The organism is Streptomyces albus subsp. albus (assembly GCF_000719865.1).
Taxonomy (GTDB): domain Bacteria; phylum Actinomycetota; class Actinomycetes; order Streptomycetales; family Streptomycetaceae; genus Streptomyces; species Streptomyces albus_E.
Window position 1 is genome coordinate 96,436 of sequence record NZ_JOID01000010.1, and the last position, 13,591, is coordinate 110,026.

The 13,591-nt window shown below is 74.6% G+C and carries 15 protein-coding genes; 12 read left to right on the plus strand and 3 right to left on the minus strand.

Annotation, left to right across the window (positions count from 1 at the left end; all coding sequences use genetic code 11):
- The first annotated feature begins 228 nt into the window (after positions 1 to 228).
- A complete protein-coding gene (locus IF83_RS0112470; protein WP_030544193.1) occupies positions 229 to 912 on the plus strand; it encodes a glycerophosphodiester phosphodiesterase in 684 nt (227 codons plus the stop codon).
- 48 nt (positions 913 to 960) lie between these two features.
- On the opposite strand, the gene IF83_RS0112475 is transcribed toward IF83_RS0112470, so the two are convergent.
- Positions 961 to 1,524, minus strand: coding sequence for a GNAT family N-acetyltransferase (locus IF83_RS0112475; RefSeq protein ID WP_030544194.1), 564 nt, complete (start codon positions 1,522 to 1,524; stop codon positions 961 to 963).
- 104 nt (positions 1,525 to 1,628) lie between these two features.
- On the opposite strand from IF83_RS0112475, the gene IF83_RS0112480 reads away from it, so the two are divergent.
- The 6 genes from IF83_RS0112480 (at position 1,629) to IF83_RS0112505 (ending at position 6,280) form a co-directional block, all read left to right on the plus strand.
- Entirely contained in the window at positions 1,629 to 2,021 is a 393-nt protein-coding gene (locus tag IF83_RS0112480) for a VOC family protein (RefSeq protein WP_030544195.1), read from the plus strand.
- 230 nt (positions 2,022 to 2,251) lie between these two features.
- Positions 2,252 to 2,944, plus strand: coding sequence for a DUF5134 domain-containing protein (locus tag IF83_RS0112485; RefSeq protein ID WP_030544196.1), 693 nt, complete (start codon positions 2,252 to 2,254; stop codon positions 2,942 to 2,944).
- A gap of 115 nt (positions 2,945 to 3,059) precedes the next feature.
- Positions 3,060 to 4,025, plus strand: coding sequence for a M56 family metallopeptidase (locus IF83_RS0112490; RefSeq protein ID WP_030544197.1), 966 nt, complete (start codon positions 3,060 to 3,062; stop codon positions 4,023 to 4,025).
- Between the two features lie 34 nt (positions 4,026 to 4,059).
- Positions 4,060 to 4,785: a phosphatase PAP2 family protein gene (locus tag IF83_RS0112495; RefSeq protein WP_051722702.1), complete on the plus strand. Its 726-nt coding sequence runs from the start codon at positions 4,060 to 4,062 to the stop codon at positions 4,783 to 4,785.
- Between the two features lie 7 nt (positions 4,786 to 4,792).
- A complete protein-coding gene (locus IF83_RS0112500; protein WP_030544199.1) occupies positions 4,793 to 5,488 on the plus strand; it encodes an HAD family hydrolase in 696 nt (231 codons plus the stop codon).
- 153 nt (positions 5,489 to 5,641) lie between these two features.
- On the plus strand, positions 5,642 to 6,280 hold the full coding sequence (locus IF83_RS0112505) for a TetR/AcrR family transcriptional regulator (RefSeq protein ID WP_030544200.1): 639 nt from the start codon (positions 5,642 to 5,644) through the stop codon (positions 6,278 to 6,280).
- Here the strand turns inward: IF83_RS0112505 and IF83_RS0112510 are convergent.
- Positions 6,271 to 7,746, minus strand: coding sequence for an LVIVD repeat-containing protein (locus tag IF83_RS0112510; RefSeq protein ID WP_030544201.1), 1,476 nt, complete (start codon positions 7,744 to 7,746; stop codon positions 6,271 to 6,273). The genes IF83_RS0112505 and IF83_RS0112510 overlap by 10 nt on opposite strands.
- Positions 7,747 to 7,900: 154 nt before the next feature.
- On the opposite strand from IF83_RS0112510, the gene IF83_RS0112515 reads away from it, so the two are divergent.
- Entirely contained in the window at positions 7,901 to 8,557 is a 657-nt protein-coding gene (locus tag IF83_RS0112515) for a DUF305 domain-containing protein (protein WP_030544202.1), read from the plus strand.
- A 36-nt stretch (positions 8,558 to 8,593) separates the two neighbouring features.
- Here IF83_RS0112515 and IF83_RS0112520 read toward each other — a convergent pair whose 3' ends face one another.
- Positions 8,594 to 8,944: an ArsR/SmtB family transcription factor gene (locus IF83_RS0112520; protein ID WP_030544203.1), complete on the minus strand. Its 351-nt coding sequence runs from the start codon at positions 8,942 to 8,944 to the stop codon at positions 8,594 to 8,596.
- Positions 8,945 to 9,065: 121 nt separating this feature from the next.
- Between IF83_RS0112520 and IF83_RS0112525 the strand changes: the two genes are divergently transcribed.
- The 4 genes from IF83_RS0112525 to IF83_RS0112540 all read left to right on the plus strand — a co-directional run bounded on the left by IF83_RS0112525 (position 9,066) and on the right by IF83_RS0112540 (position 13,551).
- On the plus strand, positions 9,066 to 10,163 hold the full coding sequence (locus tag IF83_RS0112525) for an NADH:flavin oxidoreductase/NADH oxidase (protein WP_030544204.1): 1,098 nt from the start codon (positions 9,066 to 9,068) through the stop codon (positions 10,161 to 10,163).
- Between the two features lie 90 nt (positions 10,164 to 10,253).
- On the plus strand, positions 10,254 to 11,360 hold the full coding sequence (locus IF83_RS0112530) for a WD40/YVTN/BNR-like repeat-containing protein (RefSeq protein ID WP_030544205.1): 1,107 nt from the start codon (positions 10,254 to 10,256) through the stop codon (positions 11,358 to 11,360).
- Positions 11,361 to 11,417: 57 nt separating this feature from the next.
- A complete protein-coding gene (locus IF83_RS0112535) occupies positions 11,418 to 12,095 on the plus strand; it encodes a uracil-DNA glycosylase (RefSeq protein ID WP_030544206.1) in 678 nt (225 codons plus the stop codon).
- 400 nt (positions 12,096 to 12,495) lie between these two features.
- On the plus strand, positions 12,496 to 13,551 hold the full coding sequence (locus tag IF83_RS0112540) for a BadF/BadG/BcrA/BcrD ATPase family protein (protein ID WP_037679825.1): 1,056 nt from the start codon (positions 12,496 to 12,498) through the stop codon (positions 13,549 to 13,551).
- Positions 13,552 to 13,591: the final 40 nt, after the last annotated feature.

Genomic DNA, 13,591 nt, shown 5'->3' on the forward strand with positions numbered 1-13,591 from the left:
CCACGGTCACATCGCTCACTCCTGTCGCGGGAGAGGCATGGGTCACCCGGCTGGACGTCAGCCCGGCGCACCGTCCCTGACACACACGGGTGAGGACCGCGGTGACCTCCGGCGCACAGCGGTGCGAACCGGCCCACTGCCATTAGGCTGCGTGCTGGTTCACGGGGGCAGCCGTGGGTGGCTGTCCCTCTCCGGGGACGACCCCCGTCCCCGCGGATTGGAGGACTCGTGACCTTCCTCGCCATCGGACACCGCGGAGTCATGGGCGTCGAACCGGAGAACACCCTGCGCTCCTTCGTCCGGGCCGACCGCGCGGGTATGGACGTCATCGAGCTGGACCTGCACCTCAGCAAGGACGGCGCTCTCGTGGTGATGCACGACGCCGAGGTCGACCGCACGACCGACGGCAAGGGCCCCATCGGCGACTTCACCCTCGCCGAGCTGCGCGAGCTGGACGCCGGCCAGGGCGAGCGCGTCCCCGTCTTCGAGGAGGTGCTGGACGCCGTCCGGGCGCCCCTGCAGGCCGAGATCAAGGACGTGGCGGCGGCCCGCGCCCTGGCCGAGGTGATGAACCGCCGCGACCTCACCGGACGGGTGGAGGTGCTCTCCTTCCACGACGAGGCGCTGCTGGAGATCACCGCCCTGGTGCCCGGCGTGCGCACCGCCCTCGTCGCCAGCCGCTACGGCCCCGAGGTCGTCGGCCGGGCGGTGGCCGTCGGCGCGAAGACACTGGTGCTCAACATCCGCCGGCTGACCCTGGAGATCGTCGAGAAGGCCCGGGAGGCGGACCTCCGGGTCATCGGCTGGACCGTCAACACCCAGGACCATCTGCGGCTCGCCCGGGCGCTCGGCCTCGACGGCGGCACCACCGACTTCCCGGAGATCAAGCGCACCTGCCGCTTCACGGCCTGAGCTGGGCGCCGTGCCCGGGCTCGGACACGGGGCGCGGGCACGGCGCCCTCAGCCGAGGGGTTTCACCAGCAGTTCGAACCGGAGATCGTCGCGCTGCGGAATGCCGAAACGCTCGTCCCCGTAAGGGAAGGGGCTGGTACGGCCGGTGCGACGGTATCCACGCCGCACGTACCAGGCGATGAGGTCCTCCCGGGCCGTGATCACCGTCATCTGCAGCTCCCGCGCGCCCCACTCCGCCCGCGCGGTCCGCTCCGCCTCGGCGAGCACCACCCGGCCCAGCCCCTCCCCCTGCAGGGCGGGGCGGACGGCGAACATGCCGAAGTAGGCGAGATCGCCGCGGCGCTCCAGCTGGCAGCAGGCGACGAGGGCGCCGTCCCGCTCGGCGACGAGCATCCGGCTGTCCGCGCCCGTCACCACCTCCGCGACCGCCTCGGCGTCGGTGCGCTGCCCCTCCAGCAGATCCGCCTCGGTGGTCCAGCCGGCGCGGCTGGCCTCGCCGCGGTACGCGGACTCGACCAGCCCGACCAGCGCGGGCACATCCGCCTCGGCGGCCGTGCGGAAGACGAGCCGGTCGGCGGGGCGGGGAGCGGTGGTCCCGGTGAGCTGGTCCATGGGCGTGCGCTTTCTCTCGTACGGGCCCCGGAGGGCTCCGTACGAGGCTAGCAAGCGGGCCGGGACCGCCGGCAGCGGTCCGGCTGGTGCGTAGGGTCGGCGGCATGGTGCATGTACTGAGCAGCCGGATCCTGTTGTCCCCCACCGATCCCGACCGGTCGCGGGCTTTCTACGGGGAGGCCCTCGGGCTCGCCGTCCACCGGGAGTTCGGGACGGGGACCGAGCGCGGCACGGTCTACTTCCTCGGCGGCGGCTTCCTGGAGGTCTCCGGGCGCTCCGAGGCCGCTCCCGCGCCCGGCCTCCGGCTGTGGCTGCAGGTCGAGGACGCCGCCGCGGCCCACGAGGAACTGTCCGCCCGGGGCGTTGCGATCCTGCGCCCGCCGGTGAAGGAGCCCTGGGGGCTGATCGAGATGTGGATCGCCGACCCCGACGGCGTGCGCATCTGCGTGGTCGAGATCCCCGCGGACCACCCGATGCGGTACCGGCCCGGCATCTGACGCGGACACGGCGCGCGGGGGGCGGGGCGCGGAGACGGCGCGCGGGGGGCGGGGCGCGGAGACGGACGGCCGCGCCCGTGCACGGCCTTCCGCTCCCCGCGCGCGGCCCCTTCCGGCGCCCCTCCGGGCGCCGTGTGCCCCCGGTGCGCCCGCGGCTGCCCTGGTGCGCTCCCGTGCCGGACGGCGCCGCCGGGCAGCCTCCGGGCGTACCGGCAACGGGGAGGTGCGCCGTGCACGGACCGCCGCTCATCGGCTGGCTGCTGACCGCTCTCTGCGGAGCGTGTGCCGTCCACGGCCTGCTGCGGATGCGGGCCGGTCCGGCCGCGCGGCGCGCGGAGGCGGGGGGCGAGGCGCTGATGGGGCTCGGGATGGCGGTGATGGCCGTACCCGTCGCGGCGGTGAGCGGCCGGGAGTGGCTGCCGGCGGCGTTCGCCGGGGTGTTCGGCCTCTCCTGCGCGGTGTCGCTCGTCCGGGCCGCGGCCGGTGTGCGCCCGGGGGGTGCCGGGTGGCACCACGGCCACCACGCGGTGAGCTCCGCCGCGATGGTCCACATGGGGCTCGCCATGACCGCCGCCCCGCACGCGGCGGGACACGCGGGGCACACGGCCGCCGCCCAGGGACCCGGCGGACCGCCGCTGGCGACCGGGGTGCTCGTGGGGTACTTCGCGCTCTACGCCCTGTGGACCGGGCTGCGGCTGGCGCCGCGTCCGGAAGCGGTCCGGGGAGTGGCCCGGGGAGCGGTCCCGGCCGGTGCCCCCGGGACGGTCCCGGCCGGCGGCCCGGGCGGTCCGGGGCCGGCCGTGGGGAAGGTGCGCGGCGGTGCGCCGGAGAGCGGCCGCGGCGGGGCCGGGCCCGCGGAGCCGCCGGCCGTCGCCCGGCTGGCGATGGCGATGGCCATGGCGGCCATGCTGATGACGCTGTGAGGACGGTGCGGCGGTGCCGCTTTCATCCCTCACGCCCGGATCGGCCCCGTGGTGTGCGTCACTCCCCCTCCGGCGCCGTACGCACCGCAGGCCCCGCGCTCGTAGGCTGGCGGCCATGATGCTCCCGCTCGCGCTGATCGTCCTCGGCGGGCTCACCGCGGCCCTGGCCCCCACACTGCTGCGGCGCGCCGAGTGGCCGGACCGGGAACCGGTGGTGGCCCTCTGGGTCTGGCAGTGCGTCGTGGCGGCCGTGCTGCTGTGCGCCGTGCTCGCGATGGCACTCACCGGCTCCGCCGCCTGGGAGCTCGTGCGCGGCCATGTCTTCGCCCCCGCGCCGCACGGCGTGGTCGAGGCCTATGCCTTCGGCGCGTACGGCCCCTGGGCCGGGGCGGTGGCGGCCGTGCTGGCCGGAGCCGGCCTGTGGAGCGCCGTGATGCTCGCCCGCGAGGTGCGCGCGGCCCGTGCGGAACGCAGGCGCCGGCGCGCGGAGCTGCTCGCGCGCTCCCCGCGGCTGCCCGGCGAACTCCCGCTCGACGCGGCGTCTCCGGGAGCGCCGGAGCCGGAGGACCGTCTTCTCGTCCTGGAGAGCGAACGCCCGGAGGCCTGGTGGCTGCCGGGCACGCCACCCCGGCTCGTCATCACCACGGCGGCGCTGCGCCGGCTGGGCGGCCGCCGGCTGGACGCCGTCCTGGCCCATGAGCAGGGTCACGCGCGGGCGCACCACGACTGGCTGCTGCACTGCTCCGGCGCGCTGGCGGCGGGCTTTCCGCGGGTACCGGTCTTCGCCTCGTTCCGGGACGAGGTGCACCGGCTGGTCGAACTGGCGGCCGATGACGTCGCCTCACGTCGCCACGGACGGCTGACGACTGCCCTGGCGCTGGTCGAACTCAACGAGGAACGGGGCGTGTTCGGGCCCGTTCCGACACCGCTGGCACAGGTCCCCGACCGCGTGAACCGGCTGCTGTCGGCCCGCCCGCGGCTGAGCCCCGCCCGCCGGCTGCGGCTCACAGCCGCCGCCGCGCTGGTCCCCGTGGTGCCGCTGCTCCTCGCGTTCGTGCCGGGACTCAGCGCGCTGAAGTAGTTTCCGCGGGCGGATCCCGGCCAGGATGCCCTGCATGCGGACGTCCTCCCCCACCGTCCCCGGCACCGGCCACCGCCCCCACCGCGCGGCCGGCCATCTCTGGGCCGCGGGCCTGTGCGCCCTGCCGGCCGCCGCCCTGCTGGCCCTGGTGGCCGTGGAGTGGGGCCCGCTGCTCGCGCTCGACCGGACCGTGGCCGTCGGCCTGCACGAGTCGGCGCGGGAGAGCCCCGGCTTGACCCGGGCCAACCGGGTGCTCACCGACTGGGTCTGGGATCCCTGGACCATGCGGCTGGCGCTGCTGCTCGCCGTACTGGCCCTGCTGCTCCGCAGGAGCGGTGAGCGGACGACGGTCCTGTGGGCGCTCACCGCCCTGCTGGCCGGCTCGGCCGTGCAGCAGGGCACCAAGGCGCTCGTCGACCGCCCGCGCCCCCAGTGGCGGGAACCGGTGGACTCGGCGCACTACGCGGCCTTCCCCTCGGGACACGCGATGACGGCCGCCTTCGTCTGCGTCCTCCTGCTGTGGCTCGCCCACCGGGTGGGTGTGCGGGGAGCGCTGCTGCGGGCCGCCGCGGCCGTGGCGGCGGTGTCGGTGGCCGGGGTCGGCTTCACCCGGGTCTATCTGGGCGTCCACTGGCTCTCCGATGTGGTGGGCGGCTGGCTGCTGGGGGTGACGGTCGCCTTCGGGGCCATCGCCGCGTACCACCGGCGCGGGGCGCAACGCCACGAAACCCTTGAACCGCCGGGGCGGACCGGGGAATGATCACCGCATGGCGATCACCGGCGTGCTCTTCGACTTCTCCGGCACTCTCTTCCGCATCGAAACCGTGGAGCACTGGCTGCGGGTCACCCTGGACCGTCTCGGGATCGCGGTGCCGGAGCCGGAGCTGACGCACTGGGCGGAGCGGCTGGCCCGGGTGGGCGCGCTGCCCGGAGGGTCCTCGCCGCACGGCATGCCGGAGCATCTGGCCCCGCTGTGGGAGCTGCGCGACTGCGCCGCCGAACACCACCGCGAACTCTTCACCGGGCTCGCGCGGGAGGCGGCGCTGCCCTGGCCGGAGGCGTACGAAGCCCTGTACGACCGGCACATGGAACCGGGCGCCTGGACCCCCTACCCGGACGCCGCCGAGGTGCTGGGAGCGCTGCGCGAGCGCGGCACACGGATCGCCGTCGTGTCGAACATCGGCTGGGATCTGCGCCCGGTCTTCCGGGAGTACGGGCTGGCCGGCTGCGTGGACGCCTACGTCCTGTCCTACGAGCACGGCGTGGCCAAGCCCGACGCGCGACTCTTCCTGGCGGCCTGTGAGGCACTGGGCGTGACGCCCCGGGAGACGCTGATGGTGGGCGACGACGTGCGGGCGGACGGGGGCGCGACGGCGGCGGGCTGCGCGCTGGAACTGGTGGAGCGTCTGCCGGTGGCCGAACGGCCCGAGGGGCTGCGCCCCGTGCTCACCCGCCTCGGCTGAGGCCGGCCCGGAATCCTTCCGAAACCGCCGTTTTCGGGCGATCCCCCGCGTCGCCCGAAAACGGCGGCGGTCTCGGAAACGCCTCTGAACAGGTCGGAGGCGGCATCTCACTGAGTATATTGGCCCGGAGCCAGTCAACGCAGGAGTTACAGCATGTCCCCGCGAAGCGCATCGGTCAATGAAGAGTTGCGCCGTCGCTCCCGCGAACGGCTGCTCCAGGCGACGGTCGAACTGGTCGGCGAGCGCGGCTACGAGGCGACGACCCTCGCCGACATCGCCGACCGCGCGGGCTCGGCCCGCGGACTGGTCTCGTACTACTTCCCCGGCAAGCGGCAGCTTCTCCAGTCCGCCGTGCACCGGCTGATGCACGTCACGCTGGAGGCCGCGCTGCGGCGCGAACCGCGCACCGAGGACGGCGAGGAACTGCTGGCCCGGGCCATCGACGCCATCCTGGGCATCGCCCGCGACCATCCCACGCTGATGCGCACCCACATGGCGGGCATCCTCACCGCCGAGGGCTTCGTGCAGTGCCCGGAGCAGCAGCGGCTGGCCGTGCTGCTCCGCGACACCGTCGTCCGCTACGGCTCCGCGCACCCGGACTCCGACTATCCGCTGCTGCGCGCCCTGCTCATGGGCGCGGTCGTGGCGGTCCTGCTGCCGGGTGCCCCGCTGCCGCCCGAGCTGCTGCGCTCGGAGCTGTTCCAGCGTTTCGGTCTGCGGTGGGAGCTCGGCGTCCCGCCGGGCGAGGAGCCGCCCGGCGGGACGCGTCCGCGTGCGGTGGTTCAGCGGTAGTCGGGCTGCGTCTGCACGTTGAGCTCGTACATCCGTACCCGCTCGGCGCCGGCGGTGCGGCGGTCGTCGACGCGCAGGACGTCGAAGCCCTTGGCGATGTCGTTCGAGTAGATGTGGCCGTTGTAGTAGTAGGCGGACCAGGAGCCGCCCAGGGTGAGGGTGTCGGCGGAGAGGGGACCGCGCTCGAAGTAGCCGATCTCCTTCGGCCGGGACGAGTCGGTGAACTCCCAGACCGAGACGCCGCCCTGGTACCAGGCCTGGACCATGATGTCCCGGCCCTTGACCGGTATCAGCGAGCCGTTGTGGGCCACGCAGTTCTCGGTGTCGGCCTGGTGGCGCGGGATCTTGAAGTAGTTGCGGAAGACCAGTTCCCGGTGGTGGCCCCTGCCCTTCAGGTCGTAGATGCCGTTGGCACCGCGGTCCGGCCCGACCTCCGCGTTGCAGGTCGCGGCGCCGCCGCCGCCCAGCTCGTCGGTGAACACGACCTTGTCGCCGTCCTCACTGAAGGTCGCCGAGTGCCAGAAGGCGAAGTTGGTGTTGTCCCGCACCCGGTCGATCACCCTGGGCCGCGCCGGGTCGGAGATGTCCATCAGGATGCCGTCGCCCATGCAGGCCCCGGCGGCCAGCCGCCTCTTCGGGAAGGCCGTGATGTCGTGGCAGCCGGTGGTCTCGTAACTGCTGCCCTCGGAGCCGGAGTTGCCGCCGTCCGGGAAGAGGACCGGGAAGTCGACGACCGCCGACCGCTCCGGCGCCTTCCGCGGGACCTTGATCACCGAGATGCCGTCGTGCGGCGGCCGGCAGTCGGGGAAGTCCTCGCTCGGGGAGTAGGAGGAGACGTAGATGTACACACTGCGCTTCTCGGGCACCAGCGTGTGGGTGTGCGAGCCGCAGGCGGTCTCGACGGCGGCGACGTAGCGGGGGTTCCGCTTGTCGCTGATGTCGAAGATCTTCATGCCCTCCCAGGAGGACTTCTCGGCGGCGGACTGGGAGGTGCTGTTGCAGGAGTTGTCGCTGCGCGAGGAGTCGGTGGAGAGGAAGAGCAGGTTGCCGGAGACGGAGATGTCGTTCTGGCCGCCGGGGCAGAGGACCTGGCTCACGGTCTTGGGGGACCGCGGGTTGGAGATGTCGTAGACGGTGAAGCCGTCGTAGTTGCCGGCGAAGGCATAACGGCCCTGGAACGCCAGATCCGTGTTCGGGCCGCCGAGGGCGCCCTTGCCGACACTGGCGAGATGCTTGATGTTCTTGCTGTGGACGATCTCGTCCACAGCCGGGATGTCGCCGTTCTCGATGGCCGCGCGGGTATCGCCCGCGAGCTCCTTCGACATCCGCTTCCCGTCGGGCGCGTCACCGGGGTCTGGTGTCGCGGCCGCGGGACCGGCGGCCAGGAACGAGGCGAGCAGCCCGAAGGCCGCCACCGCCACTCCCAGCCGTCTGCGCCGCACGCGGGATAGGTGCAACGACGCCACTGAAACCTCCCTCGTCTACCGTTCGATGGCGAACGGTGTGTCAACTCCGCAGTATCGCTGGTTACATGTACATCTCAACAGGGACTAACGAAGATGTGTTCGTAACCGGTATGCGCTCCGATCCGACCCTGGAGGTCCCGTGTCCCACCGCCGGATGACGGGCCGTGCCCGCTCGCTGCTGCTCGCATGCACCGCGACGGCCGCGGTCCTGGCCCTCTCGGCCTGCGAGGCGGACGGCCCCGCCCCGGCGAAGGCGGACGGCGGGCCCTCCGTGGTGGCGCCGGGCAAACCGGGCGAGGCGGCCGAGACCCTCTCGGCGGACGAGGCCAGGAAGGCCGGCCGCAAGGACTCCGATCCCAACGCGGCCGATGTGCGCTTCGTGCGGATGATGATCGTCCACCACCGGCAGGCCCTGGACATGGCCGCGCTCGCGAAGGAACACGCGGACTCGGGGAGCGTCCGGCGGATCGCGCGGCGTATCGCGGCGGCGCAGGGCCCCGAGATCGGGGCCCTGGAGGGCTGGCTCGACCGGCGGGGCGAGCCGAGCGAGGAGAAGGAGGGGCACGGACACGGGCACGAGCACGCCTCGATGCCCGGCATGGCCACCGAGGCGGAGCTCGACCGGCTCGCCGCGGCCCGCGGTCACGCCTTCGACGAACTCTTCGTCAAGCTGATGATCACCCACCATCAGGGCGCGGTGACCATGGCCACCGAAGTCCTCAAGGAGGGGAACGACGTGCTGGTGGAGGAGATGGCCACCGACATGAGCGTCCAGCAGACCGCCGAGATCAGCCGGATGCGGGAGCTGTGACGCCCTGACGGCCGGGCTCCGTTTCGCCGTGGGCCCTTACCCCTCGCGCAGCCGGTCCGCCTGGAGCGCGGCGGCCCGCAGCAGGCTGTCGAGCAGGCCCGGGAAGAGCGCGTCGAGGTCGTCGCGGCGGAGGCCGTTCAGCTTGGCCGTCCCCCGGTAGCACTGGTTGATCACGCCGCTCTCGCGCAGCACCCGGAAGTGGTGCGTGGTTGTGGACTTGCTGACCGGGAGGTCGAAGAGCGAGCAGGACAGCTCCTCCTCGGCGGCGGCGAGACTCCGGACGATCCGCAGCCGCATCGGGTCGGAGAGGGCGTGCAGCACGCCTTCGAGCCGGATCGCGTCCCGCGGCGGGTGGTCCAGGGCGCGGCTCGGGGTCGGGGTGGTCACGTTCGGCTCCTCGGGACGGCGGCTCCCTCATTGTACGAAGACTCTCGTAGTTTGACACTTCCCGTACTACGATGCCTATCGTACGAGCTGTTCCGACCGCCGATCCCACCGGGAGTCCGCCGTGAGCCGTTTGTTCACCCCTGTCACCCTGCGCTCGCTGACCGTCCCCAACCGCCTCTGGATGACACCGATGTGCCAGTACTCCGCGGCGCACACCGGACCGGACGCGGGAGTGCCGGGTGACTGGCACACCACGCACTACGCCTCGCGCGCCGTGGGCGGTACCGGCCTGATCCTGGTCGAGGCCACGGCCGTCAGCCCGGAGGGCCGGATCAGCCCCGGGGACCTCGGCCTCTGGAACGACCGCCAGGCCGAGGCGTTCCGCCGTATCACCGGTCTCCTGGAGGACCAGGGCACGGTCCCCGGCATCCAGCTCGCCCACGCCGGGCGCAAGGCGTCGACCGCCCTGCCCTGGGAGGGCGGCGCCCCGCTCACCGCCGGCGAGGGCGGCTGGCGGCCTCTCGGGCCGAGCCCGCTGCCGTTCGACGAGGGGCATCCGGTGCCCGCCGAACTGTCGGTCCGGCAGATCGACGAGGTGGTACGGCAGTTCGCCGACGCCGCGCGGCGCGCGCTGGCCGCCGGCTTCCGGGTGGTCGAGGTGCACGGGGCGCACGGCTACCTCATCGGGGAGTTCCTGTCGCCGCACAGCAACCGGCGCACCGACGCCTACGGCGGTTCCTACGAGAACCGCAGCCGGCTGGCGCTGCGGGTGGTGGACGCGGTGCGCGAGGTGTGGCCGGACGACCTGCCCGTCCTGTTCCGCGCCTCGGCGACGGACTGGCTGGCGGAGAACGGGGCGGACGAGCGGGCGGGCTGGACGGTGGACGACACCGTGCGGCTGGCCGCCGACCTCCACGCGCACGGGGTGGATCTCCTGGACGTCTCCAGCGGGGGCAACGTGCCCGGGCTGCGCATCCCGACGGGCCCCGGCTACCAGGTGCCCTTCGCCGAGCGGGTCCGGAGCGCGACCGGGATGCCGGTCGGGGCGGTCGGCGAGATCACCGGTGCGTGGCAGGCGGAGGAGATCCTCGCCGCCGGCCGGGCCGACGTGGTGCTGCTCGGCCGGGAGCTGCTGCGCGACCCGTACTTCGCGCGCCGCGCCGCGCGGGAGCTGGGCGCCCCGGTGCCCGTTCCCGTTCCGTACCTGCGGGCAGGCTGACCTGGTACGGCGCCGTGGCGGAACGCCGTTGTCAGTGGGCCGGTGCAGACTGTGACCCACGCAACACGACCACGTTCCGGAGGTGCCGTGATGACCGATGTCCTGCTCGCCGTGGGGACCCGCAAAGGACTCTTCCTCGCCCGGCGGCGCGGTTCCGCCGGCGGGAAGTCCGGGGCGTGGGAGTTCGACGGCCCGCACTTCAACGCGCAGGCGGTCTACTCCGTCGGGATCGCCCCGCGGCCCGGCGGCACCCCCCGGCTGCTGGTCGGCGGGGACAGCTCGCACTGGGGCCCGTCCGTCTTCCACTCCGACGACCTCGGCGCCACCTGGCAGGAGCCCAAGCGCCCGGCCGTCCGCTTCCCGGAGGACACCGGCGCCTCCCTGGAGCGGGTCTGGCAGCTGCAGCCGGCCGGCCCGGGCGAGCCCGGCGTGGTCTACGCGGGCACCGAGCCGGCCGCGCTCTTCCGCTCGGAGGACGGCGGCGAGACCTTTGAACTGGTCCGGCCGCTGTGGGAGCACCCCACGCGCGGCCGGTGGGCTCCGGGCGGCGGCGGTGAGGCCGTGCACACGGTCCTCGCCGACCCGCGTGACCCGCGGGCGGTGACGGTCGCGGTGTCCGCCGCGGGCGTGTTCCGGACCCTGGACGGCGGCGCGAGCTGGGTGCCGTCGAACACCGGGATCTCGGCCGTCTTCATGCCCGACCCCTACCCGGAGTTCGGGCAGTGCGTCCACAAGATCGCCCGTGATGCCGCCGATCCGGACCGGCTCTACCTGCAGAACCACTGGGGCGTCTACCGCAGTGACGACGCCGGGGCCCGGTGGACGTCCATCGGCGACTCCCTGCCCTCGGACTTCGGCTTCCCCGTCGTCGCGCACCCGCGCCGGGGCGGCGTCGCCTACGTCTTCCCGCTCAACGCCGACGCGGACCGGGTGCCGGCGGGGCGGCGCTGCCGGGTCTTCCGCACGGAGGACGCGGGCGGGAGCTGGCAGCCGCTCGGCACGGGCCTGCCCGAGGCCGCGCACTACGGCCCCGTCCTGCGGGACGCGATGTGGACCGACGACGCCGATCCGGCCGGGATCTACTTCGGCAACCGCAACGGCGAGCTGTTCGCGAGCGCCGACGAGGGCGAGAGCTGGCGCCAACTGGCCTCCCATCTCCCGGATGTGCTCTGTGTGCGGGCCGCGGTGATGGGCTGAGCCGGGTTGCCGGGACCGCCGACGAGCGCGTGTGGGGAACCAGTACAGTGACCGTCCGTGGCTGCACGACCGTTGAACGAAATCGTCGAACCGGGCTGGGCCAAGGCGCTCGATCCGGTCGCCGGGCAGATCGCCGCGATGGGGGACTTCCTCCGCGCCGAGATCGCCGCCGGGCGCACCTATCTGCCCGCCGGGCCGAATGTGCTGCGGGCCTTCCAGCAGCCCTTCGACGAGGTACGGGTCCTGATCGTGGGTCAGGACCCGTATCCCGCGCCCGGACACGCCGTGGGGCTGAGCTTCTCCGTGGCACCCGAGGTCCGGCCGCTCCCCGGCAGTCTGGAGAACATCTTCCGGGAGCTGCAGAGCGACCTCGGGGTGCCGCGGCCCTCCAACGGCGATCTGACCCCCTGGACCCGGCAGGGCGTGCTGCTGCTGAACCGCGCGCTCACCACCGCCCCGCGCAAACCGGCCGCACACCGCGGCAAGGGCTGGGAAGCCGTCACCGAACAGGCCATCCGGGCCCTCGCCGAACGGGGCCGCCCGCTGGTGGCCATCCTGTGGGGGCGGGACGCACGGAACGTGCGCCCGCTGCTCGGCCCGCTTCCGGCGGTGGAGTCCGCGCACCCCTCCCCCATGTCCGCCGACCGCGGGTTCTTCGGCTCCCGCCCGTTCAGCCGCGCCAACGACCTCCTCGTGCGGCAGGGCGGCCAACCGGTCGACTGGCGCCTGCCCTGATGCTCCGCGCGGGGGCGGCGGGCCCGCTCCCGCGCACGGCGCGGCGGCAGGAACGCCCGCCGCGCGTACGGAGGCCGGTACCGGCCTCCGGCGCCCGGCCGGGCCGTAGTGCTCCGGACGGGCCCCCGGCGTGGTCGGCGCCCGTCCCGCCCCGCCCGCCGCACCGTCCCGGCCCCCGCCGCGTACGGTGGCCCGCTCCCCCTCCCCTGCGCCCGCTCCGGTCCGGGGGCCCGCCGCGCCCGTCGGCGGAAGCCCCCGGTGCCGCCGTGCCGGCCGGCAGGGAAGGGAGCGGGGCGTGAGCGGGCCGCGGGAGGCCACCGGGCTCTCCGGCGCCCCGGGCCGCGCGGCAGGCCCCCCGCGGCCCGGTGAGGGGGACGCCCGCGGGGGTGCGCGCGGCTGGGTGATCGGGGTCGACTCCGGCGGTTCCGGGCTGCGGGTGGCCCTGGCCCGCGCGGAGGACGGCGGGCAGGTCGGGGACGCGATCCGGGCCGCGCCCGTGCGGACCGGCCCCGGGGGCATCGACGCCGGGCATCTGCTCGCCCATCTGCTGCCCGCCGTCAGGGAGTTGCTGTCCCGGGCCGGTGCCGGCCGGGCCGGGCGGCGGCCCGGAGAACCGGGGGCCGTGGCCGCGATGGCGGTGGGTGCGGCCGGAATGGCCACCCTGGGCGATGAGCTGCGGGCCCGGCTGCCGGAGGTGCTGGCCGCCGAACTCGGCATCCGCCGGCTGGCGCTGGCGGCCGACGCCGTCACCGCCTACGCCGGCGCCCTCGGTCAGCGGACGGGCGCGGTCGTCGCGGCGGGCACCGGCGTGATCGCCCTCGGGGCGGAGCTGGAACCGCCCCCGGAGGCCGCCCCGGCGTCCGGCCCCGCCGCGAACGCGCCGGTGCCGGGCGGGCGTTGGCGGCGGGCCGACGGCTGGGGTCATCTGCTGGGCGACTGCGGTGGCGGGGCCTGGATCGGCCGGGCGGGCCTGGAGGCGGCCCTGCGCGCCCACGACGGGCGCCGGGGCGGCTCGCCCGCGCTGCTGGCCCGGCTGGAGGCCGTCTTCGGCCCGGCCGCCGGGCTCCCCGCCCTGCTCTATCCCCGGACGGACCGTGCCGCCGTCCTCGGCTCGTTCGCGCCCGAGGTCGCCGCCTGCGCCGGGACGGACCCGGTGGCGGCCGGCATCCTGCGGGACGCCGCCCGCGCCATCGCGGAAACCGCGGCCGCCGCCTGCCCGCCCGCCACCGGCTGCCCGGTGGCGTTCACCGGCGGCCTCCTCGGGCTCGGCCCGCCCCTGCTGGAGCCGCTCCGGGCGGAGTTGTCCCGGCTCGCGCCGCGGGCCCGCCCGGTGGACGCCGAGGGCGGCCCGCTCGACGGCGCTCTCCGGATCGCCGGCGCGCTCGCCGTCGGCGGCCTGCGGCTTCCCGTCGACGGCGACCTGCTCGATCTCCGTCCGCGACCGCCCGCACTGTGAGCATTTACCTCTGGTAACCCAACAATGCGCCGGACGAAAG

What these genes read in the sequence shown, in the direction of transcription:
- IF83_RS0112500 (WP_030544199.1), top strand. Translation starts at nt 4,793, where the DNA reads ATGGCGATCACCGGCGTGCTCTTCGACTTCTCCGGCACTCTCTTCCGC.
- IF83_RS0112495 (WP_051722702.1), top strand. Translation starts at nt 4,060, where the DNA reads ATGCGGACGTCCTCCCCCACCGTCCCCGGCACCGGCCACCGCCCCCAC.
- IF83_RS0112505 (WP_030544200.1), top strand. Translation starts at nt 5,642, where the DNA reads ATGTCCCCGCGAAGCGCATCGGTCAATGAAGAGTTGCGCCGTCGCTCC.
- IF83_RS0112515 (WP_030544202.1), top strand. Translation starts at nt 7,901, where the DNA reads ATGACGGGCCGTGCCCGCTCGCTGCTGCTCGCATGCACCGCGACGGCC.
- IF83_RS0112475 (WP_030544194.1), bottom strand. Translation starts at nt 1,524, where the DNA reads ATGGACCAGCTCACCGGGACCACCGCTCCCCGCCCCGCCGACCGGCTC.
- IF83_RS0112480 (WP_030544195.1), top strand. Translation starts at nt 1,629, where the DNA reads ATGGTGCATGTACTGAGCAGCCGGATCCTGTTGTCCCCCACCGATCCC.
- IF83_RS0112490 (WP_030544197.1), top strand. Translation starts at nt 3,060, where the DNA reads ATGATGCTCCCGCTCGCGCTGATCGTCCTCGGCGGGCTCACCGCGGCC.
- IF83_RS0112530 (WP_030544205.1), top strand. Translation starts at nt 10,254, where the DNA reads ATGACCGATGTCCTGCTCGCCGTGGGGACCCGCAAAGGACTCTTCCTC.